Origin of the sequence: Mesorhizobium sp. 1M-11 (assembly GCF_001303895.1) — a bacterium.
Taxonomy (GTDB): domain Bacteria; phylum Pseudomonadota; class Alphaproteobacteria; order Rhizobiales; family Rhizobiaceae; genus Mesorhizobium.
This window is the reverse complement of sequence record NZ_LJSD01000009.1, coordinates 56,716-79,052: the sequence shown is the minus strand read 5'-3', so window position 1 is coordinate 79,052 and position 22,337 is coordinate 56,716. Positions and strand designations below refer to the sequence as shown.

Annotated in this window: 21 protein-coding genes; 12 read left to right on the top strand and 9 right to left on the bottom strand. The window is 62.2% G+C overall.

The window, feature by feature from the left end:
• Positions 1–91 precede the first annotated feature (91 nt).
• Together AO692_RS03415 and AO692_RS03410 are read left to right on the top strand one after the other, a co-directional pair.
• On the top strand, positions 92–460 hold the full coding sequence (locus tag AO692_RS03415) for a hypothetical protein (RefSeq protein ID WP_054308638.1): 369 nt from the start codon (positions 92–94) through the stop codon (positions 458–460).
• Positions 461–540: 80 nt separating this feature from the next.
• The gene (locus AO692_RS03410; protein ID WP_054308637.1) at positions 541–777 is read left to right on the top strand and encodes a hypothetical protein; all 237 of its coding nucleotides are present in this window, start codon (positions 541–543) and stop codon (positions 775–777) included.
• Between the two features lie 39 nt (positions 778–816).
• On the opposite strand, the gene AO692_RS03405 is transcribed toward AO692_RS03410, so the two are convergent.
• Positions 817–1,167, bottom strand: a complete 351-nt coding sequence (locus tag AO692_RS03405; protein WP_054308636.1) for a hypothetical protein — start codon at positions 1,165–1,167, stop codon at positions 817–819.
• Positions 1,168–1,756: 589 nt separating this feature from the next.
• Positions 1,757–2,728: an AraC family transcriptional regulator gene (locus AO692_RS03400; RefSeq protein WP_152979703.1), complete on the bottom strand. Its 972-nt coding sequence runs from the start codon at positions 2,726–2,728 to the stop codon at positions 1,757–1,759.
• Between the two features lie 330 nt (positions 2,729–3,058).
• Between AO692_RS03400 and AO692_RS03395 the strand changes: the two genes are divergently transcribed.
• Both AO692_RS03395 and AO692_RS03390 read left to right on the top strand, forming a co-directional pair.
• Positions 3,059–6,241: an autotransporter domain-containing protein gene (locus AO692_RS03395; protein ID WP_054308634.1), complete on the top strand. Its 3,183-nt coding sequence runs from the start codon at positions 3,059–3,061 to the stop codon at positions 6,239–6,241.
• A 3-nt stretch (positions 6,242–6,244) separates the two neighbouring features.
• Complete coding sequence (locus AO692_RS03390) at positions 6,245–6,931, top strand: hypothetical protein (protein WP_054308633.1); 687 nt, start codon at positions 6,245–6,247, stop codon at positions 6,929–6,931.
• A gap of 35 nt (positions 6,932–6,966) precedes the next feature.
• Here the strand turns inward: AO692_RS03390 and AO692_RS03385 are convergent, their stop codons facing one another.
• Positions 6,967–7,197: a hypothetical protein gene (locus AO692_RS03385; protein ID WP_054308632.1), complete on the bottom strand. Its 231-nt coding sequence runs from the start codon at positions 7,195–7,197 to the stop codon at positions 6,967–6,969.
• A 120-nt stretch (positions 7,198–7,317) separates the two neighbouring features.
• On the bottom strand, positions 7,318–7,677 hold the full coding sequence (locus tag AO692_RS03380; RefSeq protein WP_152979702.1) for a hypothetical protein: 360 nt from the start codon (positions 7,675–7,677) through the stop codon (positions 7,318–7,320).
• Positions 7,678–7,817: 140 nt separating this feature from the next.
• Between AO692_RS03380 and AO692_RS03375 the strand changes: the two genes are divergently transcribed.
• Positions 7,818–8,195: a hypothetical protein gene (locus AO692_RS03375; RefSeq protein WP_152979701.1), complete on the top strand. Its 378-nt coding sequence runs from the start codon at positions 7,818–7,820 to the stop codon at positions 8,193–8,195.
• Here the strand turns inward: AO692_RS03375 and alaE are convergent.
• From alaE to AO692_RS03360, 3 genes are all read right to left on the bottom strand, one after another.
• Complete coding sequence (alaE, locus tag AO692_RS03370; RefSeq protein ID WP_152979700.1) at positions 8,189–8,641, bottom strand: L-alanine exporter AlaE; 453 nt, start codon at positions 8,639–8,641, stop codon at positions 8,189–8,191. The two genes, AO692_RS03375 and alaE, sit on opposite strands and share 7 nt — an antisense overlap.
• Positions 8,642–8,711: 70 nt before the next feature.
• Positions 8,712–9,485 (bottom strand): class I SAM-dependent methyltransferase, encoded by a 774-nt coding sequence (locus AO692_RS03365; RefSeq protein ID WP_054308628.1) that lies wholly within the window; start codon positions 9,483–9,485, stop codon positions 8,712–8,714.
• 30 nt (positions 9,486–9,515) lie between these two features.
• Positions 9,516–10,532: an AraC family transcriptional regulator gene (locus AO692_RS03360; RefSeq protein WP_152979699.1), complete on the bottom strand. Its 1,017-nt coding sequence runs from the start codon at positions 10,530–10,532 to the stop codon at positions 9,516–9,518.
• Between the two features lie 138 nt (positions 10,533–10,670).
• Here AO692_RS03360 and AO692_RS03355 point away from each other — a divergent pair, with 138 nt between their 5' ends.
• From AO692_RS03355 to AO692_RS03320, 7 genes are all read left to right on the top strand, one after another.
• Positions 10,671–11,531, top strand: a complete 861-nt coding sequence (locus AO692_RS03355) for a sugar phosphate isomerase/epimerase family protein (protein WP_054308626.1) — start codon at positions 10,671–10,673, stop codon at positions 11,529–11,531.
• Complete coding sequence (locus AO692_RS03350) at positions 11,528–13,039, top strand: sugar ABC transporter ATP-binding protein (RefSeq protein ID WP_054308625.1); 1,512 nt, start codon at positions 11,528–11,530, stop codon at positions 13,037–13,039. Before AO692_RS03355 ends, AO692_RS03350 begins: the two co-directional genes overlap by 4 nt.
• On the top strand, positions 13,036–14,013 hold the full coding sequence (locus AO692_RS03345) for an ABC transporter permease (RefSeq protein WP_054308624.1): 978 nt from the start codon (positions 13,036–13,038) through the stop codon (positions 14,011–14,013). Before AO692_RS03350 ends, AO692_RS03345 begins: the two co-directional genes overlap by 4 nt.
• A complete protein-coding gene (locus tag AO692_RS03340; protein WP_054308623.1) occupies positions 14,010–14,987 on the top strand; it encodes an ABC transporter permease in 978 nt (325 codons plus the stop codon). The genes AO692_RS03345 and AO692_RS03340 overlap by 4 nt, the downstream gene beginning before the upstream one ends.
• 57 nt (positions 14,988–15,044) lie before the next feature.
• The gene (locus tag AO692_RS03335; RefSeq protein WP_054308622.1) at positions 15,045–16,175 is read left to right on the top strand and encodes an ABC transporter substrate-binding protein; all 1,131 of its coding nucleotides are present in this window, start codon (positions 15,045–15,047) and stop codon (positions 16,173–16,175) included.
• A 316-nt stretch (positions 16,176–16,491) separates the two neighbouring features.
• Positions 16,492–16,728, top strand: a complete 237-nt coding sequence (locus tag AO692_RS03330; RefSeq protein ID WP_054308621.1) for a hypothetical protein — start codon at positions 16,492–16,494, stop codon at positions 16,726–16,728.
• Between the two features lie 534 nt (positions 16,729–17,262).
• A complete protein-coding gene (locus AO692_RS03320) occupies positions 17,263–19,047 on the top strand; it encodes an alpha/beta fold hydrolase (RefSeq protein WP_161808037.1) in 1,785 nt (594 codons plus the stop codon).
• 1 nt (position 19,048) lies between these two features.
• On the opposite strand, the gene AO692_RS03315 is transcribed toward AO692_RS03320, so the two are convergent.
• Together AO692_RS03315 and AO692_RS03310 are read right to left on the bottom strand one after the other, a co-directional pair.
• Entirely contained in the window at positions 19,049–21,124 is a 2,076-nt protein-coding gene (locus AO692_RS03315) for a peptidase domain-containing ABC transporter (protein WP_082407195.1), read from the bottom strand.
• Positions 21,111–22,313, bottom strand: coding sequence for an HlyD family efflux transporter periplasmic adaptor subunit (locus AO692_RS03310; RefSeq protein ID WP_161808036.1), 1,203 nt, complete (start codon positions 22,311–22,313; stop codon positions 21,111–21,113). Before AO692_RS03310 ends, AO692_RS03315 begins: the two co-directional genes overlap by 14 nt.
• Positions 22,314–22,337: the final 24 nt, after the last annotated feature.

The window sequence follows — 22,337 nt, the reverse complement described above, 5'->3', positions numbered from 1 at the left end:
GATCTCTGCGGCGCTGGTAGAGGTTCGGGCCGGGAAACCTCGTCCGCCGCCTGACTTGCCTGCGAGCCGCTGATGCCGTAGCGATGCCTGCATGACGACAACGCGGCACGGCACACAGGCGCTGGCGCAGAGACTTCTCTGCGTCCTCCTCGTGCTGTTCTTCTGGCAGTACGGACAGGCTGGCGTATCAGTCGCCTCAGAGGGGCTGCCGCAAGTATCGGTGGCCAAGCCCGACCTGAAATTCGGGTTGCTGAACAAGGCGCCGGCGCTCGCCCTGGAGAGTGCGCGGTCGATCCGCGCGAAGTTCCATGCATCGGCCTTCGATGCGATCGTGCCTGGCCCGGATGCGCTGGAAGCGCCTGCACTGTCTTCCCGCATCGCTCTACTGGCCTCGTATGACGTCGGCGGACAGAAGCCCGAGCGTCCGCAGGTTCGCGACCCGCCAGAGACAGCGGCCTAGGCCTTCAGGGCCTGCATCCCACATTTTCGATTTTCATGCGCGCTGCTTTTCCGGCAGCTGCGCAAACACGGGCATTTCGAATGAACCGTATCATCACTCCGTACTCGCTGTTCGGCGTCGCGGTCGCGACGCTGCTTCTCACAGCCAAGCTCCTCATCTCGGTCGGCGTCATCCACTGGGTGATCGCAGCGTTGCTCGGTCTACCGTTGTGGCCGCAACTCATCCTGGCCGGCATCCTGGCCGTTCCGACACTGATCCTGATCTGGAGGATCGTCTGGCTCTGCTACGAGGCCGAGACCAGTCCAGAGAACAACTGAAGCAACTTCCGCCCCGGTTCGCCGGGGCGGGCTTTTGTACTACAGGCCCCACGGATGCTTCGGCGCGGGATCGCCGAGTGGGTCGTGAAGGTCATCCACTTCCGGAAAAAGTTCCTTGAGTCCCATCTGGCTCATCGCAGCCGAAGACTTTGCCTCGAGTTGCGCGGCATTCTCTCTTGCCCAGTCGACCAGGCGAGCGATTTCGGGTTCGCTTTGAGTTGCTGGCGACGTCCATTCGGCCCATTCGCGGATTTTTGCCGCTCTTTCGTAGTCCGAGATGCAGGCATCCAGAAGATTGAGACGATGCTCGTCGCGTTCCTTGCGCCGCAGGGCGAGAAACCTGCGCCGCTGCAGTGCGGTTTGTTCGATCGTAGGGGATAAGGCTTCCATAGCGCGCTCCTGCTAAGACATTGCAGGATCTAGTTCAGCAATTCTGGGTTAGGCAGCCACCCGTTTCTTGCTCGAATTGGGAAACGCCAAGTAGACCCCTTTGCCGAACGCATGTTGCATGAAACGGGTGGGTCGTCGGATGAATTCTTGCGATGATTGCTTCCATTCAACTGAGGAGGCTGCGCAAATGATACCGTTCCTTTTGGCAATCAACAGTCATGCCGCCGCGCGTGGCGAAGGGCTGCATACCGAATTCACCAAACACTATGCGCAGTTGCTCCGAATGGCAGAGGTGCGGCCCGAAACTCAACGCTTCGTCAGGTTGCCGAAACCGACAGCGCGGCAAAGTTCCTGACAGTCAACATCATCCGCCCGGTCAGATGCCGCGGGACCGCCCCTTAAACAAGGCGATATGCGTTCGACGTCGGTGCTTCGACGAGGGCTACAGGTCACGCAGTTCCGGACGCAACCTGTGCCTTTCGCTTGCGCCAGGCGGCGATAGGCAGTGCGTTGGCTGGCGAGTTCTCTTGGATTTCGACAATCGTCATCTCGAAGACCGGCGAGACTTCAAAGAAGGAGCGACCTTGGCTCAGCCGTCGGCGAGCGCTGCCGTCATGGCCATGAGCCGCACGTCGCTCGGTGTCATGGCATAGCGAAGCCGGAACTGTCGGTAGAATGTCGACGGTTCCGTGAACCCGTTTTCGAATGCGATGTCTGCAATCCTTCGCAACGCCTGCCTCCGGTCGGTCAGGCAGCTATGGACATGGGCGAGCCTCTGGTCCGTCACGTAGTCGGAAAAGCTGGTGCCGTCCTCGGCAAACAACTGGCGGATATACCGGCTGCTGATTGCGAATTTTCGCGATACCTGCTCGGCGCTGAGACCGGGATCCTGGAGGTTGCGGGCGACATATTGCTTGATCGCCGCCAAACGGGCGGCGCGCACGCCGGGCGGCATGGCGCTGCGAATGGCGCCTAGCGAGACTGCCAGCAGATCGGTCACATGCCGGGTGATCATCGGAGCCAGTGCTGCCGGCGCGTCCATCTGCTGGAGCGACCAGAGATAGTTGAAGAGCAGGCGATGGGCCGGCTGCGACTTGCCGATGCTGTCGGGGGCAACATCGTCGAGATGTTTCACCAGCGGCGCCAGCAGCGAACGCTTGAACTGGAGCGCCATCGTCCATCTCGAATCCTCGGTCCAGATCGAGAACCTGCGGTCCATGGGCACCAGTGCAGCTGTCCCCGGCCTGGTTTCGAAATCTCCCCGGCCCGGCATGCTGAGACGATAACCGCCACGATTCCACGTCAGGATGATGTCGTCATTGTTGTCGTCCATAAGCTCGGGTGTCCGCTCCCACGTCATCGGAGAGACCGAACCCTTGGTGCACATCATGCCGGGCATGATCAGCGTCTTTGCATTGAACTGCAGCGACTGGTCGCGCTGCGGCTTGAGCAGCAACCGCATCTGGATGCGGCCGTAGAAATCCCGGATGAACTCGTCCCGATGCCGTTCGGGAAGATCATCCGCGCTGAACGTCGCAACACTGTCCGATTCTGGCGGCACTGCCCTGTCCCCCTCAGGATCCGCGGGCGAAAGGTGATCGAAAGACTTCGAAGTTGCAAGAGCCGCCGCTTCGAAGTCGGCGCACAGTTCCGTCCTTGCAACAACGACTTCCGTCTCCCCGACACGGTTGCGGATTTTCTTTGCTAGCACTGCCGGAAAGCGGCGCCCCAAGCCAGGAAGTGGGGATCCTGCGGTTGTCGATCGCTGGGTGGAGCGCTGCAGGGGACACAGAGAATCATTCGAGGGTCACATATGACGCAGCCATGTCGGGCAGTTGAACCGGCGAAAGCCTTGACGGGTGCCCGTCCACGGGACCGGGCGAGCCTGCTGTTGAATGCAGCTCGCAAGACGGCCTTGCTGGCAACGAGCGCGCTTGCCGTGACAGCGCTTTCGGGCATGCCTGTTCTTGCGCAGACGGCCTGGACCGGAGCGAGCTCGCCGGACTGGTTCGATCCCGGCAACTGGAGCGCCGGCGTGCCGAACAATGCAACCAATGCCGAGATCGACACGGTGGCAAACTACCTTCCGTTCATCGGGGGCGGTCCGGCTCAGGCGCTCAACACCTTCGTGGGGCTGTCGGCGCACGGTGTTCTGACCATCCAGAACGGCGGCAGCCTCGCCGACGAGCGCGGCATCATCGGCCACAACGCGAATTCGCTCGGGGGGCTTACCGTCATCGGCAATGGCGCGTCCTGGACGAATTCTGTCTACCTGATCGTCGGCAATTTCGGAGAAGGCTCCCTGTCCGTCGTCAATGGCGGCGCCGTCTCCGCCAATGATGCTTATGTCGGCCTCGGGGCCAATGCCTCCGGCCTCGCGACCATTACCGGAGCCGACGCGCTGTTGACCGTCACGGGAGGCTTCGTGATCGGCAACTCCGGCTTCGGCACGGTCAACATCGACACGGGTGGCAAGGTCGTCTCGTCCGGTGCCGATATCGGCTATTTTGCCGGCTCATTGGGCACCGTCAACGTGACCGGCAACGGCTCGCTCTGGGAAAGTCTGGGCATCCTCACCGTCGGCAAGTCGGGAGAGGCCGTGGTCAACGTTCAGGACGGTGGCCAGATAAGCAGCGAACATAGCTTCCTCGCCGACGAGGCCAGCAGCACTGTCGACGCGTTCGTCGGCGGCCCGGGGGCGAAGTGGACCACGACCGGCAATTTCCTCGTCGGTGTCAGGGGCGAGGCGGATGTCGTCGTTCACGGTGGCGGCATCGTGGAAGCCACCAGCAGCGTCGTCGGCTTCGATGCAGGCTCGTCCGGTCTGGTCGTCGTCACCGACGCGGGCTCGGCCTTCTCGATCGCAAACGGCATCCATGTGGGTGGCGACGGCGAAGGCGGTCTCGTGGCGATTGCCGGCGGCGTGGTGCAGAGCAGTGAAGGGATGCTGGCGAACACGCAGGCTTCGTTCGGTGGTACGCTCATATCCGGCAACGGTTCGGCCTGGTTGAACAGCGGTAAGCTGGTCGTCGCCAATAGCGGTTCGGCGGAGCTTTATGTCGAGGACGGTGGGCGGCTGACCAGCGTCGGCGCCGAGATCGGGCGTTTCAGCGCGAGTGTTGGGAGCGTCAGCGTCACCGGCGCGGGCTCCACCTGGGAAAATTCAGGCGATCTCCATGTCGCCGGCGAAGGCGAGGGCGAGTTGAGCATAGCCGAGGATGCCCTCGTAAAAGTGACCGGCACGACCTTCGTCGGGACGGCCGCCGGCTCTTTCGGCATCGTGAATATCGGCGCAGCCTTAGGGCAGGCACCGCTGTCTCCCGGCAAGTTTGAAACCTCAAAGGTCGCCTTTGGCCAGGGCAATGGCGCTCTCGTTTTCAACCACACGGCTACGGACTACCTCTTCGCACCGGCGATCGAAGGTGCGGGCACGATCGCGGTGTTGTCGGGCAGTACGACCCTCAGCGCCGACTCGAGCGGGTTCACGGGTCAGGCGATCATCGACGGCGGCGCTACCCTTGTCGTAAACGGCAGGCTGGGCGGTACGCTCCACGTGCTCGCCGCTGCCAGGCTCATGGGTTCAGGTACGGTCGGTTCCACCACGATCGCCAGCGGCGGCACCGTCGCCCCCGGCAATTCCATCGGCACGTTGAATGTTGCGGGCGGCGTGACCTTCGGCGCGGGGAGCATCTACGAGGTGGAAGTCGATCCGGCAGGAACGGGCGCGGACTTGATCCACGCCACCGGCAAGGCGAGCCTCAACGGCGGAACGGTCAGGCATGTGGGCCTTGGTGGCACCTACAAGCCTTTCGCCACTTATGAAATCCTCGCCGCCGATGGTGGAGTTTCCGGGACCTTCGCCGGCGTGGCTTCGGATTTCGCCTTTCTCGACCCGCTGCTGACTTACGATCCGGACAGCGTCTTCCTCACCCTTGTGCGCAACGACACGTCCTTTTGCGGGATCGGGGTGACCCCGAACCAGTGTGCGACGGGCGACGGTGTGGAAAGTCTGGGAGCGGGCAGCCAGCTCTATGACCACGTGGTCATGCTGGACGAAGGCACCGCACGCGACGCGTTCGATCAGCTTTCCGGCGAGATCCATGCCTCGGTCGGTGGCGCCCTTCTCGAAGACAGCCGCTTCGTCCGCGACGCGGCCACCGCCCGGATCCGCGCCTCGTTCAGGGATGGCCCCCTCCTGTCGCGGCATGGCATTGGCGAAGGAAAGGGCACGCTGGCGGCTGCCGGCACGGATGAGCCGGCCGCCTGGATCCATGCCTTCGGCGCATGGGGACAGATTGACGGCGACGGGAATGCGGCTGCGCTGGATCGCAATATGGGCGGCGTGCTGATCGGTGCCGATGCGGCCGCGTTCGAGAACTGGCGCCTCGGCATGCTTGCCGGTTACAGCCGTTCCACCTTCGATGTCGACGCCCGCGCCTCGTCGGCCTCTGCCAACAGCTACAGCCTTGGGCTCTATGGCGGCAGACAATGGGGGGCGCTCGGCCTGAGAGCGGGAACTGTCTATAGCTGGCACTCGATCGAAACCAGCCGCTCTGTCGCCTTTCCGGGTTTTGCCGATCAACTCTCCGCCGACTATGACGCGGCGACGGTCCAGGCCTTCGGCGAGCTCGGTTACCAGATCGATCGCGGGCCTATCGCCTTCGAACCTTTTGCCGGTGTCGCTTATGTGAATGTCCATGCCGACGGCTTCGATGAAAAGGGCGGGGCAGCCGCCCTGACGAGCTCCAGCTCCGATGCCGGTGTCACCTTCACCACTCTTGGCCTGCGGGCTTCGACCGTGTTCGGGCTCGGCGGGATAGAGGCCACGGCCCGGGGCATGCTCGGTTGGCGCCATGCATTTGGTGATGACGCGCCGGCATCCACCTTCGCCTTTGCGGGAAGCGATGCCTTCGCAATCGCGGGAGTTCCGATTGCCAGGGACGCTGCCGCCGTCGAGGCCGGGCTCGACTTCGCCCTATCGTCGTCCGCTACTTTGAGCGTATCATACAACGGTCAGTTCGGATCGGCCCTGAGCGATCATAGCGCGAAGGCCAACTTCGCGGTCAGGTTCTAGGCGATGGCGGAACAGAGCTCCCTCTCCCCGCAACTGGAAACAGAACAGGCAAGCCTCGTCGTTCGGCGCGTCGCCACCATCGCATTGCTGGCGGTGCTGCTGGGATTTGCCATGCAGGGCCTGATCCTTGGCGCCAAGCTGCTCGCTGGCGGTCCCTTTCCGGGAACGAAGCTTTTCGTCGACCTGACGCAAGGGGTCACATGGTCCCTGCTTGTCTGCGCCGGCGTCGGGATCGGGACCTCGATCATGAAAATCCGGGCGGCGCTGGCCGGGTTGGTCGCTGCGCTGTTTGCGCCGATCGCCCTGGCGGTCGCGAAATCGGCCCAGAAGGTGATGGCCAGCGCCATCGGAGTTGTCGATCAGCCGGCTGCGCTGTCGCTGGTCACCATCAGCGCGATGAGGGCGGTGGAGTACGGCATCCTGGGCTGGGTGTTGGCTTCACTGGTGCAGAAGGAAGTGAAGAGCGCTTCCGCCTATCTCGGCACCGGCTCCACCGTGGGTATCGTCTTCGGAGGAGCGATCGCGGTGCTGGGTTATCATGCGGCGAGCCTCGGCGGGCAGAGCCCGAGCAGTGCCCAGGTTGCAGCCAGCCTGGTCAACGAGATCGTCTCGCCGATCGGGTGCGCCCTGGTGATCTATTGCGGTCAATTGGTCGGTCGCAATGTCAGCATGCTTTCTGGCCGCGGCTGAGGGCCAGGCCTCGCATCAGACGCGCGGCATGCGCCCTATGCCTGGAGGGCATCTTCCGCGACCCGCGCCAGATGCCGCTGGTACGAATAGCCGGATGAGACAGCCAGGCGCGTCAGGTGCAGCTCATGTTCCTGCAATTTGTTTACGATGAGCAGGGCTACGACCGCAGCGCGGGCATCGCCGTCCGAAGCCGCTATGAGTTCATCGGCCGCGTTGTCGATCTCGAGACGTGCATCATCGTTCGGTATTTTCGCCGCTTCGGTCATGGTCGTGTTCCAATCGTTTCCAGAGCGGTTCACCATTTCATGGAACGGCGACCCGCTCTGTCTCTTTGTTTTGACGCAGTTCCGGATGGAAAACCGCTGCGAACTTTTGCTGAGACTGCTCTAAGCGGCCTTGCGGGTGCGTAAATCGACTTCGCAGTTGGCCGCAACGGGCAGGGTGTTGGCAGGCGAGCCTTCCTTGATCTCGACAACCGTCATCTCGAAGACAGGCGAGACTTCGAAGAAGGATCGGTTCTTGCTCAGCACGAGGATCGCGGCTTCTTCCGCGTCGATCCAGGCCAAGGCGTTCCTGGCGTCTTCGTCCGTATAGTCCGGATCATCTTCAACGCAGCCACGGTCATCCCAGCCTTCAAGCTGGCAACGTCCTTCCATCCCCTTCAGCGGATGTATCTTTTTGCGGATGAAGACGGCTTCTGCTGCTCTCAACGCGCTTTGGAGTTCTTCCCCGGTCGCGTCATCCATCCTGATCTTGAGAACCCACATTCCAGCCTCCTGCGGCTTCGATGGGAACAGTGAACAAAATAAGAACAAAAATGTCAACCGGAGTCTTGACGACGTAGGAAAATGATCCTTTTCATGTGTCGGCAGGGTTGGAGGGGCAGATGAAGAATTGGGCGGCGTTGACGGTGCTGGCATTGACGACCTTGGCGGGTTGCCAATCCAAATCACCCGCGGAAATGAACTATTCCGAACTCAAGCAATACGGCACCTCCCTCATGGAGCGATGCAGGAAGCAGGGTGTCAAACGTGACGCCGAGATGCAGGCATGCATAAACCAGGAAGCGCTCTCGGATCACGCAAAGCGCCAACAGGCGAATGAGACGAGGCAGGCAATAGGCATGGCGATGGCCGGCGTGGGCCAAGGCATGCAAGCTGCCGCTGCCCAACAGGCAGCCAACCGCCCGGTGACGTGCAGCTCCGTTCCCTCGAGCACGTGGGTCGGTGGCCCTGTCAGCCAGGTCAGGACAACCTGCTACTGAAGCCTGTCCGGTTCGACGGGACGGCTTTCTCCTTGGGTCATGGCCTTGACCCGAAACAGCTTCCGACACCACACCAGAAAGAGACCGTACGGCCGGCCGGAGAGCGCGGAGATTACAAGGATGCTGCTCGCGGCTGAAACGATCTGCGAAACCGTCGCGCCGTTGATGGCAAGAAGCGCGCAGTAGATCGGAATCTGGAAAGTGACGTTGGCAAAGGTGTCGACGGCGGTGGCCTTCAACTGGCTCGAATTGCCGGCTGTCAGCCTGAAAAGCCAATCGCGGTAGAGGCCGTAGGGGCGGCCGACGAACAGTATGACGGGGATTGCGGCCAGGCGCACGCTGGCGCTCTGCCCGAGCGACAGCCTCGCCACGAAAATTTCAACGAATGCGCCGACGATCGTGGAAAACACGATCTGCGCGAAGGTATCTGCGAAATATCTGCGCATGGCCAATTCATGGAGTTTCGGCCACACAGTGTCGGAACCGTCCGGCCTGCGCAATCGAGGGCTCCGGCAGCTATCCACGGCGAGCGGTGATGATCCACGCCCGCGAGTCGAAGAACACGCCCTCGGGCGTCAAACGCGCCTCGAGCAGATCGCGCAGCCGCCGCGATACCGTGGCGGCTGGCTCGGCCGCGCGGGCAAGCGCGTCCTTCACCATCTGGAAGCCGTTGATGGCCTCGAACGCCGCATCGACATCCCGTCCGTAGAAGACCGGCTCATGCACGCCGGCTAAGTCGACTGATGTGAAACCGGCCGCACCCAGAAGATCCGTCGCGACGGCAGGATCGCCAAGCGAAAATGCCATGGGGACGTCGCCGGACGGCATGCTCCCCGGCGCGAGCGCTTGCCGGATGGCCCCCGACCACTCGTTGCGCTCCTGGCTCTGCCACACCATCCACACAAGACGCGCGCCGGGCTTCATCGCCCGCGCGATATTGGCGAATGCCGCCGCCGGATCGGCAAAGAACATCACGCCGAAGCGGCTGATGCACAGATCGAAGCTGGCAGCCGGGTATGGGTGTGACTGTGCGTCCGCCAGCGCGAACGTCACGTTGCGCAGCCCGTCTTCGGCGCAACGCCGTTGGGCGATTTCCAGCAGCTCCGCCGACGTATCCACGCCGAGCACTTCGCCTTCCACCGCGGCGCGGGCGGCCTCGCGGCTTGTCAGTCCTGCACCGCAACCGATATCGAGCACCCGGTCATTGATCCCGACATTGGCAGCGACCCGGAGATGCCGGTTGTGCCGGGCGAGTTCGGCATCATAAAAGTCGGCGAAGGCCGAAGTCATTCCACTCACCCGTTTTATCCGAGGCGATCTTTATCGAGAGCTGCTTGGCGAGGCGCCGTAGCGCTTCCTGAAGGCGTTCGAGAAATACTGGCTGGAATTGAAGCCGCAGGTCAGCGCGATCTCGGTCACGCTGTTTCGTTCCGGCTCGCGCAGCATGCTGGATGCTTTCTCAAGCCTCAGATGCTGCAGATATTGGCGAGGCGCCATGTTGGTCAGCTTCTTGCAGTAATCGGAAAAGCGGGTGCGCGAGAGCCCGCATTCTTCGGCCATGCCTTCGAGCGACCAGTCTTCGTCCAGCGCATAGGCAAGGCGTCGCAGGAAGATCGCGACCGTATGCTGCGACGTGGACAGGTCCGGATCGAGGGTCGGCACCTGCTCGCCCATCCGGTCGATCAGGTTGAGCATCATGGCGTTGATAGCCACCTTCAGCCGCGTCTCGCCATCTTCCGGGCTGCGATCGAGCAGGATGGAGGGGATGGCCTCGAAGGCGCGGCAAAGTTCTGTGCCACCGTCCCAGACCGGCTGGTTGTTCTGCGTCAGGATATCGCCGAGCCGCGCCGCCTCGGCCTTGGAGAAGACGAGCCAGTCCGGCCAGTCGGGCGTCTCGCTCGGCCGTCGCAGACCCGCGTCGAGGATGATCCACAGCAGCCGGCTCGGGCCGACATTGGGGTTGCCGATCGAATGAAGCTGCCAGGGGCGGATGACGATGAACTGGCCCTGCTTGAGCGCATAGGTCTTGTCGTCGACCACGAGATCGAGGCTGCCTCGCGCGAGATAGGCGATCTTGAAGCCTTCGTTGCAGTGGCGGCCGAGCCCCCAGGGCTGGCTGTGGCGCGCATCCCAGAAGCCGACGGTGCGGATGCCCGGCAGGCGCTCGCCGAGTGAAATGCCGGGATAGCTGCCGCGCGTCCAGGCGTGCAGTTCGACCTCGCCACGCCTGGCCGCGGCCTGCAGTTCCTTGCAGTTGTCCGCATACATCACCGAGTCGGGCTGCCGGAACACCGAGGGCCGGCAATCGCCCGGTGAAATCACTGCGTGTCTGTTCACTTCGCGCCTCCCAACACAAAATGACTTAAGAAATCTACCACTGTTGTTGTCCGCAAGAATTGTCGAGTCAAGCCTGCCATTGTGCCGTGCGTCGCGAAGGCCTGACGGGGGAGGCCGCGCGACGCGGGGAGGACGTTCTTGAAAGTCGCATTCAATTTGCTCGTCATCGGCGCCGACATCGGCATGCAGCACGCGCGCCAGCTCGAAAGGCTGAAGGCGCTCGGCTATGACGCAGTGGAGGTCCCGGTCTTCTCCGGCAAGGCGGAGCACTACGCGGCGCTCGGGCGGCTCCTCGCCGATATCGGCCTCACGGCAGGCGCCGCCGCCGTCGCGACACCCGACGCCAATCCCGTCAGCCCAGATGCGGAAATCCGCGCCAGGGCGCGCGATCATCATCGCTGGATCGTCGACTGCACGGCGGCCATGGGCGGCGAGATCATCGCCGGCCCGATCCATTCGCCCGTAGGCGTCTTCACCGGCTTCGGGCCGACCGGCGTCGAGTTCGACCGCTGCGTCGAGGCGATGCGTGCTATGGCGGAGTATGCCGCACCTGCCGGCATCCGCATTTCGGCGGAAGCCGTCAACCGCTTCGAATGCTACATGATGTCGACCATCGCCCAGGCATCGGCCATTTTCCGCGCCGTCGACCACCCCAACTACGGCTATATGTTCGACACGTTCCACGCCAACATCGAGGAAAAGGATCCGCCGGCCACCTACGAGCGCTATCACGGCGAGATCAACCACTTCCATGTCTCGGAAAACGACCGCGGCGTACCTGGTTCCGGTCACGTGCCTTTTGCCGCGCATTTCGACGCGCTGCGCCGCTGCGGCTATGACGGCTGGCTGACCGTGGAATCCTTCGGCCGCGCCTTGCCGGAACTTGCGGGCGCGACCCGCGTCTGGCGCGACCTGTTCGACGATCTCGACGGCCTCTTTGCCGAGAGCGTCGCCTTCATCCGCCGCGAATGGGCGGCTGCCGGAGAGCGGCTGGCATGATGGCTGCCCTCAGCATGTCCGGCATCAGCAAGGCCTTTCCGGGCGTGCGTGCGCTGGACAATGTCGACTTCGACTGCCTGCCCGGCGAGGTCCATGCGATCTGCGGCGAGAATGGCGCCGGCAAGTCGACATTGATGAAGATCCTCGGCGGCAGCTACCGGCCGGATGCCGGTACCATCCGGCTTGCTGGAAACGCCGTGCATTTCAGCCATCCTCGGCAGGCGGCGGAAGCCGGGATCTCGATCATCCATCAGGAACTGAGCCTGCTGCCGCACCGGAGCGTTGCGGAGAACATCTTCATGGGCCGCGAGATCGCCCGGCATGGCCTTCTGGACAAGGCGGCGATGCGGGACAAGGCGGCCCGGCTACTCGGCCGCGTCGGCGCCAGGATCGACCCGCAGGCGCTCGTCTCCTCGCTCTCCATCGCCATGCAGCAGCTTGTCGAGATCGCCAAGGCGCTCCTCCTTGATGCGCGCATCCTCGTCATGGACGAGCCGACGGCGGCGCTGGACGAGCGGGACAGCCGCACGCTTCTCGCACTGGTGGAGACCCTTCGGCGCGACGGTGTTTCGATCGTCTACATCTCCCATCGCATGCCGGAAGTCATGGCGATCGCAGACCGCATCACCATTCTCAAGGACGGCAGGAAGGTCTGGACGCGGCCGCGCGACGCCGCCCCGGTCGGTGAGATCGTACGAGCGATGGTCGGCCGCGACCTCAAGGATTTCTATCCCGCCCGGCCCGCTTCTGCGTCGGGTCAGCTTCTCCTGTCCGTCGAGGGCGGGGCGAACGCCGCGCTGCGCGATGTCGCCTTCGACGTCCGTGCCGGCGAGATCGTCGGCGTGGCCGGTCTCGAGGATTCGGGCAAGGCGGCGCTGGCGCAGGCACTCGTCGGTGATGCGCCATTTTCCAGCGGCACGGTCACGCTGCGTGGCGAGCCTGTCACCTTGCGCGCGCCCCGGCAGGCCACGGCCGCCGGGATCGGTTACCTGCCGGGCGACCGCAAGCGCGAAGGGCTCGCGCTGCGTCAGTCCGTGCGCGACAACGCGCTGCTGACGTTGCGCTCCATGGCCGGTCTTTTCGCACGCCCGCAACGCGGTGCCTTCGCGTCAGACGTCATCGACGGGAAGCTCCGCGAGATGGATGTGCGCGCCGCGGATTTCGGCCAGGAAGTCGGCACGCTCTCGGGCGGGAACCAGCAGAAGGCGATCATCGTGCGCTGGCTGGCGCAGGCATCCGACATCCTCGTCTTCGTCGAGCCGACGCGCGGCATCGACATCGCGGCCAAGGCGGCGATCTACGAGACGATGCGCGGTTTCGCCGATTCCGGCCGTGGTATCGTCGTCGTCTCGTCCGACATGCCCGAACTGATCGGTATCGCCGACCGCATCCTCGTCATGCATCAGGGCCGTATATCCGGCGCGTTGCCGAGAGACGCGAGTGAGGAGGACATCATGCATCTCGCCCTCGGCCTTGCGGACCAGCCGCACCGGGAGGCCCGCGCATGACGACGGACGTCGCGAAGCCTGGACCGGCCCGATCGGGTCTGCCCATCTCCATCCTGCTTGCGGGACTTTCCATCGGATTTTTCGTCGTGGTCGCGCTTGCCACCGGCGAGATCGCACAATTGAGCGGGCAGGGGATCACCGGCCTGCTTCAGCGCATGGTGGCGCTGGGGCTGGTGGCGATCGGCCAGACCTTCGTGATCCTCGTCGGGTCGATCGATCTTTCGGTCGCGGCGCTCATCAGCGCCGTCGCCGTGCTGGCCTCGCACATCATGCAGGGCGATCCGGCGATGATCCTGCCGGCGATCCTCCTGTGCCTCGGCCTCTGCCTCGCGGTTGGCCTCGTCAATGGCGCGCTGGTCGCCTATGGCGGCATCAATCCGCTGATCGCGACGCTCGGCACCGGCCTCATCGTCCAGGGCGTGCTTGCCGCGTCGTTCGGCTCCCTCCAGGGCGCCGTGGCGCGTGAGTTCCAGGCAATCGCCTATGGCGGCCTGCTGGGGGTGCCTTATTCCCTCCTGCTCCTGGCCATCTTGTCTCTCGCTGCCGCCTTCGTGCTCCACCGCACGCTGTTCGGCGCACGCATCTATGCGGTCGGCGGCAATCCCGATGGGGCAAGGCTCGCCGGCATCCGCACCGAAAGGGTCACCCTTTCCGCGCATGTCGTCGCTAGTCTCTTTGCCGGTGCGTCAGGGCTCTATCTCGCCGCGCGGCTGCAGTCCGGCACCCCATGGGTCGGCCGTGACGGGATCTACGACCTCGAATCCATCGCCGTCACGGTTATCGGGGGCACGATCCTTGCCGGCGGCAAGGGCGGCATCGCGGGCACGCTCGCAGGCGTCCTGCTCTTCGCGTGCCTCGATGCCGGCTTCAACATGCTCGGCATCGACGCCTTCCTGAAACAGGTGCTGCGCGGCGCCATCGTGATCGCCGCCGTCGCCGTCCATGCCGTTCGCACGAAGGGGCACGTCGCATGACGACCGTTCCGCTTCCCTCCCTTCGTCGCCCGGCGCGCATCGCGATCAATGCCGGCCTGGTGATCTTCGTCGCGCTCTATGCGGCCATCGCCTTTCTTCAGCCCAACTACCTCGAGCCGGGCCTCTTCATGAACTTCCTGCGGCGGGCCGCGCCGCTGCTCATCCTCGCCTGCGGGCAACTCTATGTCATCCTCACGGGCGGCTTCGATCTCTCGATGGGGGCAGTGGCGACACTGGTGGTGCTGGCTGCGTCCATCCTGATCAATGGCGATCCCGAAGCCACCTGGGCGGTCATCGGCACACTTTACTTCATGGGCATCGCCGTCGGCCTGGTGAACGGTCTCGTCGTCGCTTTCCTCAAGGTGCCCTCGATCATCACGACGCTCGGCACCATGCTGCTCGTCAACGGGCTGGCGCTCGCCTGGTCTGGCGGGGCGGCGCGCGGCGACCTGCCGGACAATTTCCGCAATCTCGGCCGGCTGGTCTGGCGCGACATTCCCGTTATCGGCACGCTGCCGCTGGCGGTGATCGTTCTCGCCGGCTTCGTGGCGTTCGCCTGGTGGGGCTTGGGTGGCACCGTCTATGGCAAGCGGGCGCTCGCCGTCGGCGACAACCCGCGGGCGGCGGAGCTTGCCGGAACGCCGGTTGCCGCAACGCGCATTCTCGCCTTCGTGGTCTCGGCGGTCTCCGCCGTCACAGCCGGCATCCTGCTCGGCGGCTTTTCGGGTGTCTCGGTCAATGCCGGGGAGGGGCTTGAGCTGCAGGCCATCGCCGCCTGCGTCATCGGCGGTGCGCAACTGCTCGGTGGGCGCGGCTCCATCTGGAGCGCGGTCTTCGGGGCGCTCAGCCTTTTCGCGCTTTTCACCCTGCTCAACATCCTGGGACTGCCGCAGGCACTGCGCGACAGCGTCCAGGGCCTGATCCTGATCGCCGCGGTGGGCGCCAGCATGTGGCGCAGCCGCAGGCGGATCTGAATTCGACTTTCGATAGCAACCGCCGGGCGCAACCGGCTTCGTGGAGGAGGAGATAAAATGAAACTCAGGACTGTTCTGGCAACGACCGTGGCGCTCACATTCGCCGGTCAGGCACTGGCGCAGGATTTCAACGATCCGGCCGAGTTCAAGAAGCAGCGTGAGCAGCTGTCGATGAAACCGCAGGGGCCGGAAGGCCAGCCCTGGGCGCAGCATCTCGGCGAGGGCATGGTCGACACGGCGAAATACAAGAAGGACGGTCAGGTCACGATCTGCTTTTCCAATGCCGGCGTCTTCAATCCCTGGCGTGTGGTCGGGCTCAACAACCTCAACGCCGAGGCCGAGTTGCACAAGGATCGTCTCAAGGAGCTGATCGTCGTCGACGCCGAGGGCAAGGACGACAAGCAGATCTCCGATATCGAAGCCCTCGTCAACGGCGGCAAATGCGATGCGCTGATCGTCTCGCCCAACACGACGGCGGCGCTCACCCCTGCGGTCGAGGCGGCCTGCGGCAAGTTGCCGGTCATCGTCTTCGACCGCGGGGTCAACACGCAGTGCCCGGTGACCTACATCCATCCGGTCGGCGGTTATGGCTTCGGCATCACCTCAGGCGAGTTCATCGCCAGCAAGCTGAAGAAGGGCGCCAATGTGCTGGCGCTGCGCATCATGCCCGGCGTCGATGTGCTGGAAACCCGCTATTCGGCGGCCAAGAACATCTTCGACGAAGCCGGCATCAAGGTGGTCGGCTCCGAGTTCACCGGCAGCGACCGGGCCAAGACCAAGTCGGTCGTCGAGGACTACATCAATCGCGGCGAGAAGATCGACGCTGTCTGGATGGATGCCGGCGACACCGCGACGGCAGCGCTGGAGGCCTTCGAGGATGCAGGCCTTCCATATCCGGTGATCAGCGGCGAGGACCAGCAGGACTTCCTGCGCAAATGGCAGTCGGAAAAGCTGACGGCGATCGGCCCCTCCTATCCGACCTACCAGTGGCGCACGGCCATCATCGCCGCTCTCGACGTGCTGGATGGCAAGCAGGTACCCGGTCCGGAATGGGTGTTGCCGCAACCGGCGATCACCGAGGACGTGCTGGCCAAATATGTCGACGAGCGCATGCCGCCGCTGCACTACAGCCTCTGCGGCTGCCAGGAACTGCCCGGTTATCCGGAACGCTGGGGCGGCAAGAAGTAATTTCGGCTGCTGCAAACAAATCCAGCGTTGTGATCTTGCCGTCGCAACGCTGGAGTTCGGTTCTGTTGCGTCAGCTATCGTCAATCTTCGAGAGTTTTGGCCAATATTCACGAGTGTTGTAGGTTGTGAAATATTGCTTGGCTAAAAGGATATGCATTGATCTAGACTAGAAGGAATAGAGTTCAGCACATCACGACGTGTGAACAGGGTCACAATTATTGATCGGCCTGCCGTGTCGGTGCGACATATTTCGATTGCGCCCATCCGCCTCGTTTGGAAGCCTGCATTGGCAGCGCTGCTAACTGAGGAGAGCAAGATGCAGACTTCACCGGAAATTGTCGAACTGAACGATGACGAAATCGATGCCGTGTCCGGCGGATGGAGCTGGGGCGGCGCCGCGGCCGGCGGGATCGGTGGCTATGGTCTCGGACGCACGATCGGCCATGATGTCGCCGAAAGCAGAGGAGCCAACAAAGGGACCTACGGTCTTGTTGGCGGCGGCATCGGTTTCGGCGTCGGCTTCGGTATGGGCGGCGCCGGCGGCGGCAAATAATGAATGTCGATTTAGCCCCTCCCCAACGGGAGGGGCTTTTTGAGGTTTGATCCATGGACAAATATAACTTGTCGTCGGATATCCTGGAGGCAGTCGGCTTTGTCCTGAAGTTTTTTGGTATTTGTTTTATTCTTTCTTCCTTGTCCCCGTCTTTGCAAAGCATATCGTTGATAAAAAAGATCGTCGCATTCGTGGTTCTTTGCGCCATATATGTCGTCGTCAACGCCGCCGTTCTGAAAGCGTGATCTGTGTTTGCGAACAGGGATTTTTTGCTGGAAAGCGGGCAAGGTCATCACCTGTTATGATTGCGGTTCTGCAAAATATGTTGCTGCGATAAGATCATCGAAGCCGGTGAAACTTGCCCGGTGGCGGGAATGAAGTCAGACTTGCGCTTGTCAAATCAGACGGATGAGACATCGGTTCATGCTCCATCAATCGCCACGTGCCGACTTGTCGCCCCCGCTCATTCCAGCTCGCGATTTCTTCGCAAATACAAACAGCAAGTGGGGTTACGCACCGTCCTGCGATGGGGCGATGGTCGCATGGTACGGGATCAAGTGGACCAGGACCGTTCTGTATGTCGGCAAGACCGCCGACCGGCTGCGTGCGCCCGTCGCCATAACCGTTCCCGGTGTAGACACCTTTATCTGGCACCCTTTTGAGCCTGTTTTGCTCGTCTTCGCAGGCGGGCGCCTGTTGAGGATCGACCCTGCCAAGCCCCAACGGGTCCATTGGGTCGACACAACGCCCCAGGGGTTAAGAAACTGGCGGATAGACAAGCTGCCGGGCCATGCCGATGCGCCGCTGATCGTCGCTTCGAATGACAGGGATCCGGCTTATTTCGACCTGTTCACGGTCAGCCAGGATGGCCGCTCCCATGCCGTCCTGGTCGAAAATGACGGACGGACACTCGGTTGGCTGCTGGACGATCAGTCCGTGCCCCTGGCAAGGATCGATCGTCTTCGAGACACAGGAACCGCCATTCTCCTGCGTGATGGACAAGACGAGCCTTGGCGGACGCTGCTCACGGTCGAACCCGGCGATACATTCAGCCTGATCGGTGCGGTTGAAAGAGGTGCGCCGCTCATTGCCATTTCCGATCGTGGCCGCGATCGGACTGCCCTCGTCAGCGTTGATCCCAAGAGCGCTGAAGAGACTGTCATTGCCGATCATCCCAGGGTCGACGTGAAGGATGCCGTTCACCTGAGCAAGGATGCCGGCCGGCCGGATTTCGTCGTCTTCGACGACGACCGCCCGCGGCTGCGCGCGTTCACGCCAACCGGAGAGGCTGTCGATCGCCTGATGCTGGACGGAGACAATCCCGTCGATCTCGAATTGCTGGGGCGATCGCGTGACAGCCGCTTCGTCACCGTCGCCCGGTCCTGGCGCGAAAAGCCGTTCGAATATCGGCTCTACGATCTCGAGAGTGGCACTGAAACCGAACTCGCCAAACATCCGCTTCACAAGCACAGGGATGTTTTTGTCGAGACGCAGGCGGTCTCCTTCACGGCGCGTGATGGCCTGGAAATTCCGGCTTTCCTCACTTTGCCCTCAGGGGTGGGGCAACAAAACCTGCCGTCGATCGTCGTGATCCACGGCGGACCGGCGGAACGCCAGGGCTGGAGCTACAATCCCGACCTGCAGTTCCTGGCCAACCGTGGATACGCGGTCCTGTCGGTCAACTTCCGGGGGTCCACGGGTTATGGAAAGTCATTCAGGGCAGCGGGATATCGTGAAGTCGGAAAGGCGATGCAGGACGACGTCGTCGATGCCGCGAACTGGCTGATCGCCAAAGGCATTGCCGACCAGCACAATCTGGCCGTGATGGGCGCCAGCTATGGCGGCTATGCGGCAGCCCTGGCGATGGCGCGCGACCGCGGCCTGTTCAAAGCGGCGATCATCGAAAATGCGATCACGGATCTGGTGCATTGTATGCAGAACACTCCTTCGGCCTGGGGGCTGCACGTGGAGGAGGTGAAGCGTTACTTCGGTGACGTCGACGACCCCGCCGACCTTGTCGAGATGCGGGCCAACTCGCCGCTGACGCGCGCCAAGGACATCACGGGCCCCATCCTGATCCTGGCGGGAAAGCAGGATCAGGTCGTTGGTGTCGAACATTCCATCATGTTTCAACGCGCCCTGAAATCCCTGGGCAAACCCGTCACGGCCATGTACTTCGCCGGCGAAGGCCACATCTACACGAAATGGCAAACCAAGCTGCGCCGCGCGCTCGCCATCGAAAGGTTCCTGGCAAGGAATCTTGGCGGCCGGGCCGGGTCCTTTGACATCTACGGTGTGGCTGCCAGATATCTGAGATAGGCTATTTGATATGCCACACCTGGTCTGCGTGACCGCCCACCAGGTTCGAGTGGGACGCGAAGATGATGGTCTTGTTGAGCTGTTTCAGGTTCGCAAGAATGCTCTCTTCGATTTCTGAATTCAGGTTTGCGGTCGCCTCGTCGTAGATCAAAATCGGCGGATCGCGGTAGAGAGAGCGGGCAAGCAGGAGGCGCTGCTGCTGGCCGGTGGACAGGTTGGAGCCCAGGTCGCCAACCTCGCTTTGATATCCGAGCGGCAGCCGCGCGATCTCATCGTGGATATGGCAGAGCTTGCAGCATTCCTCCACGCGGCCGAGGTCGAGCCGGTCGTCGAACAGCGAGATGTTCTCGACGATACTGCCTTTGAAAAGCGTGTCTTCCTGCAGGACCACGCCCACGCTGTTTCGCAGCACCGAAACATTGCCTTCCGAAATGGGGATCTGGTCGACAAGGATGACGCCGTTGTCAGGCCTGATGATGTTCAGGATGATCTTGAGAAGCGTCGTCTTCCCTGCCCCCGTAGGTCCCGCGACGTGGACGAATTCTCCTGCTTTCGCGGATCCAGAGAAATTCTCAAGGACGGGCAGTCTTCTGTTGTCGACCGCGTATTTGATCCCCTCGACGGCCACCGCGCCCTTGAAGCGCATGAAGAAACCGATGTCGACGCTTTCTTCCGTGCCTTCCTCAACCTGAAAGGCTTCCTGCAGCCTATCCTTGTGGACTTGCAGGTTCAGCACGTCTCCGACCGACTCGACGAAGTTGGAAAGACGCTGGTCGAGGAATTGTCGGTATGCATAGAAGGCATACATCATGCCGACGCTCATCATGTTCTGCATGACCGCAAGCGCGAGGAAATAAAGGACGATTATGATTTCGAATGCTTTTACGACGCTCAGGAAAAGCGCATATCGCGTCGTGAACAAACCAAGCCCGAACGACGCGTTCGTTGATTTGATCGTCCTGTCGAGATTGCCTTCGAGGCGAAGGAATTCCAGTTTGTTGGCCTTTACGGAAGAGATTCCTCGTATGGATTCCACGAAGAAGGCTTCCTCTTTCGACCGTTCGAGGACGTCGTTGTCCTGGAGCCTGCGGGCCTGATTGAGCAAGGCGATCCGCATCCCGACGACGGCCAGATTGATGACGAAGACGATCAGCGCGATCTTCGGCTCGATCAGGAAAAGAATGATGCTGACGACGGAAATGAACAGCGTATCGGAAATAAGGGCGCCGACGCTTTTGACGACGAAGCTCACCAGGAAATGCAGCGAGTTGTATTGCGCAACGAAGCTGCCCAGGTTGCGCCGCGAGAAATAGGACCATCGGTGCGAGAGCAGCCTTTCCAGGAATCGATAGGTGATTTGCGACCTGGTCAGCGCCGAGTATCGAAGCAGATGCAGGCTTTGCGCGTATGTCGCGATGGCGCCCGTGACATTGGCGAATACGAAAGCGAGGCACACCAGCATCAGCAGATCGCGATCGTCCTTCAATATGACTTCGTCGACGATGATCTGTACGGCCAGTGGGGAAACCAGCGAGAAGGCGAGCGCAAGGATCGAGATCGCGACGAACTGGACGATCGGCTTGGCGAAGGCCTTGACCGGAATGAAACTGGCGCTTGGCTTCCTGGAATCCGCATCCTGGGCGGCGTCGTTGAATTGCGGCGAAGGAACCAGCTCCAACGCCACACCGGTATAGTGCTGCGAGAAAATTGCGAGATCGATCGTCTGCCGCCCTATTGCCGGATCGACGATCTGAACTTTCTGCCGGTTGACCTTCTCCAGAACGACGAAATGGTTGAAATCCCAGTGCACGACGCAAGGCAGGCGCAGCCCTTCCAGGGCTGACAAGTCTGCCCTGACCGCGCGCGGGCTCAATTCGAGACGGCGCGCTATTTCCATCATGTCGCGCAACGTGCCCCCACGCCCCAAAGAGGGGAATTGGGTGCGCAGCTGCGACAGCGTCAGGCGCCTTCCATAAAATCCGGCGATCATGGCAACACAAGCCAGGATACATTCGTGGCTTTCAGCCTGTCTGATGGGCGTAATCCTGCGCCGCCAGGAAAGATCAGGCTGAAACACGGGACTGGAACCGAAGCAATGGCTTTAGAAGAAGTCGCCAGATCGCGACCTTCTCCTTGCGGATATGGACGGTGACTTCCATGCCGGGGACGATCGCCTTTTCTTTGAGGAAAGCCTTGAATGAAGCCGGATCGGGCTCGACGATCAGGCGAAAATTCGAACCGGTGGGCAAATTCGTGCTGAAGCTGATCGGCTCATTGGGTGCGCGCGTGAAGTAGCGAACCCGACCATCGACAAACCCGTATTCCGAAAACGGGTAAGCTGTGACCTCTATCTTGGCGGAAAGCCCTTCTTTCAACTCGCCGATCTGGGGCGCGGGCACGTCGACTTCGAAGAGGTAGTCCTCCTTCTCGTCGGTGATGTCGAACAGAAGATCTCCGCTCTTGACGGTCTGGCCCGCCGCAAACCCGCGCGGCAGTATCGTTCCCGCCTTGGGCATCACCACATCGATGGTCTGCAGTTCGGGTTCGGCTGTCTGCGCCGATTTGATCTCCGAGAGCTGGTTTTCCAGGGCGAGCCTGTCGCGCTCGTAGGCGTCGGCGCGTTCGCCGCGCTTGACGCGCAATTCGGAAAGCTGGGTGATGATGCTGGCTTCTCTCAGCCGCGTTTCACGCGCCTGGATCGTGCGCTCGGTCAGCAGGTTCTGGATGACATCGATCTGCTCCTTGCGCACCAGCCCCTGGTCCATCAGGCGCCGCTTCTGGTCGAGTTCGGATGTCAGGCGCTTCAGGTCCTGGTCATAGACGGGCTGGAGTTCGTTCAAGCCGTTCGAAAGCGCTTGGAGGCTCTTCTCCATCTGCACGCTTTCCGCCGCCTGGGCGGCAAAGCTGCCGCGAAGATTTTCCAGGCTCGCTTCCGCGCGTTTTCGCCGCTCGGCCAGATCCGCCAGGCTGTATTGCAAATTCGGAGCGCGGCGCATTGTCACGAGATCGAGATTCCGGATGCTCGCTATGGTCTGCCCCGCGCTGGCGACGACCGGCTTCCGTTCCGAAGCCACGAAAGTGAGGACGCCGGCTCTTTCCGCCACGATCGGCGTGCTGGCCCCGGCCGGACGCAGGATTCCCTTGGCCGAGACCCCCAGGGAGATCTGGAAAAAACAGACGCAGACAAGAAGAGCCGAGAGAAAAACAGCCAGATAGACAGCCCGGTTTGGCCGCTGCAGGCGAGGGTCCTGTGTCGCCTGGGACATGGTTGTCTCCAGGGACTGCATGGC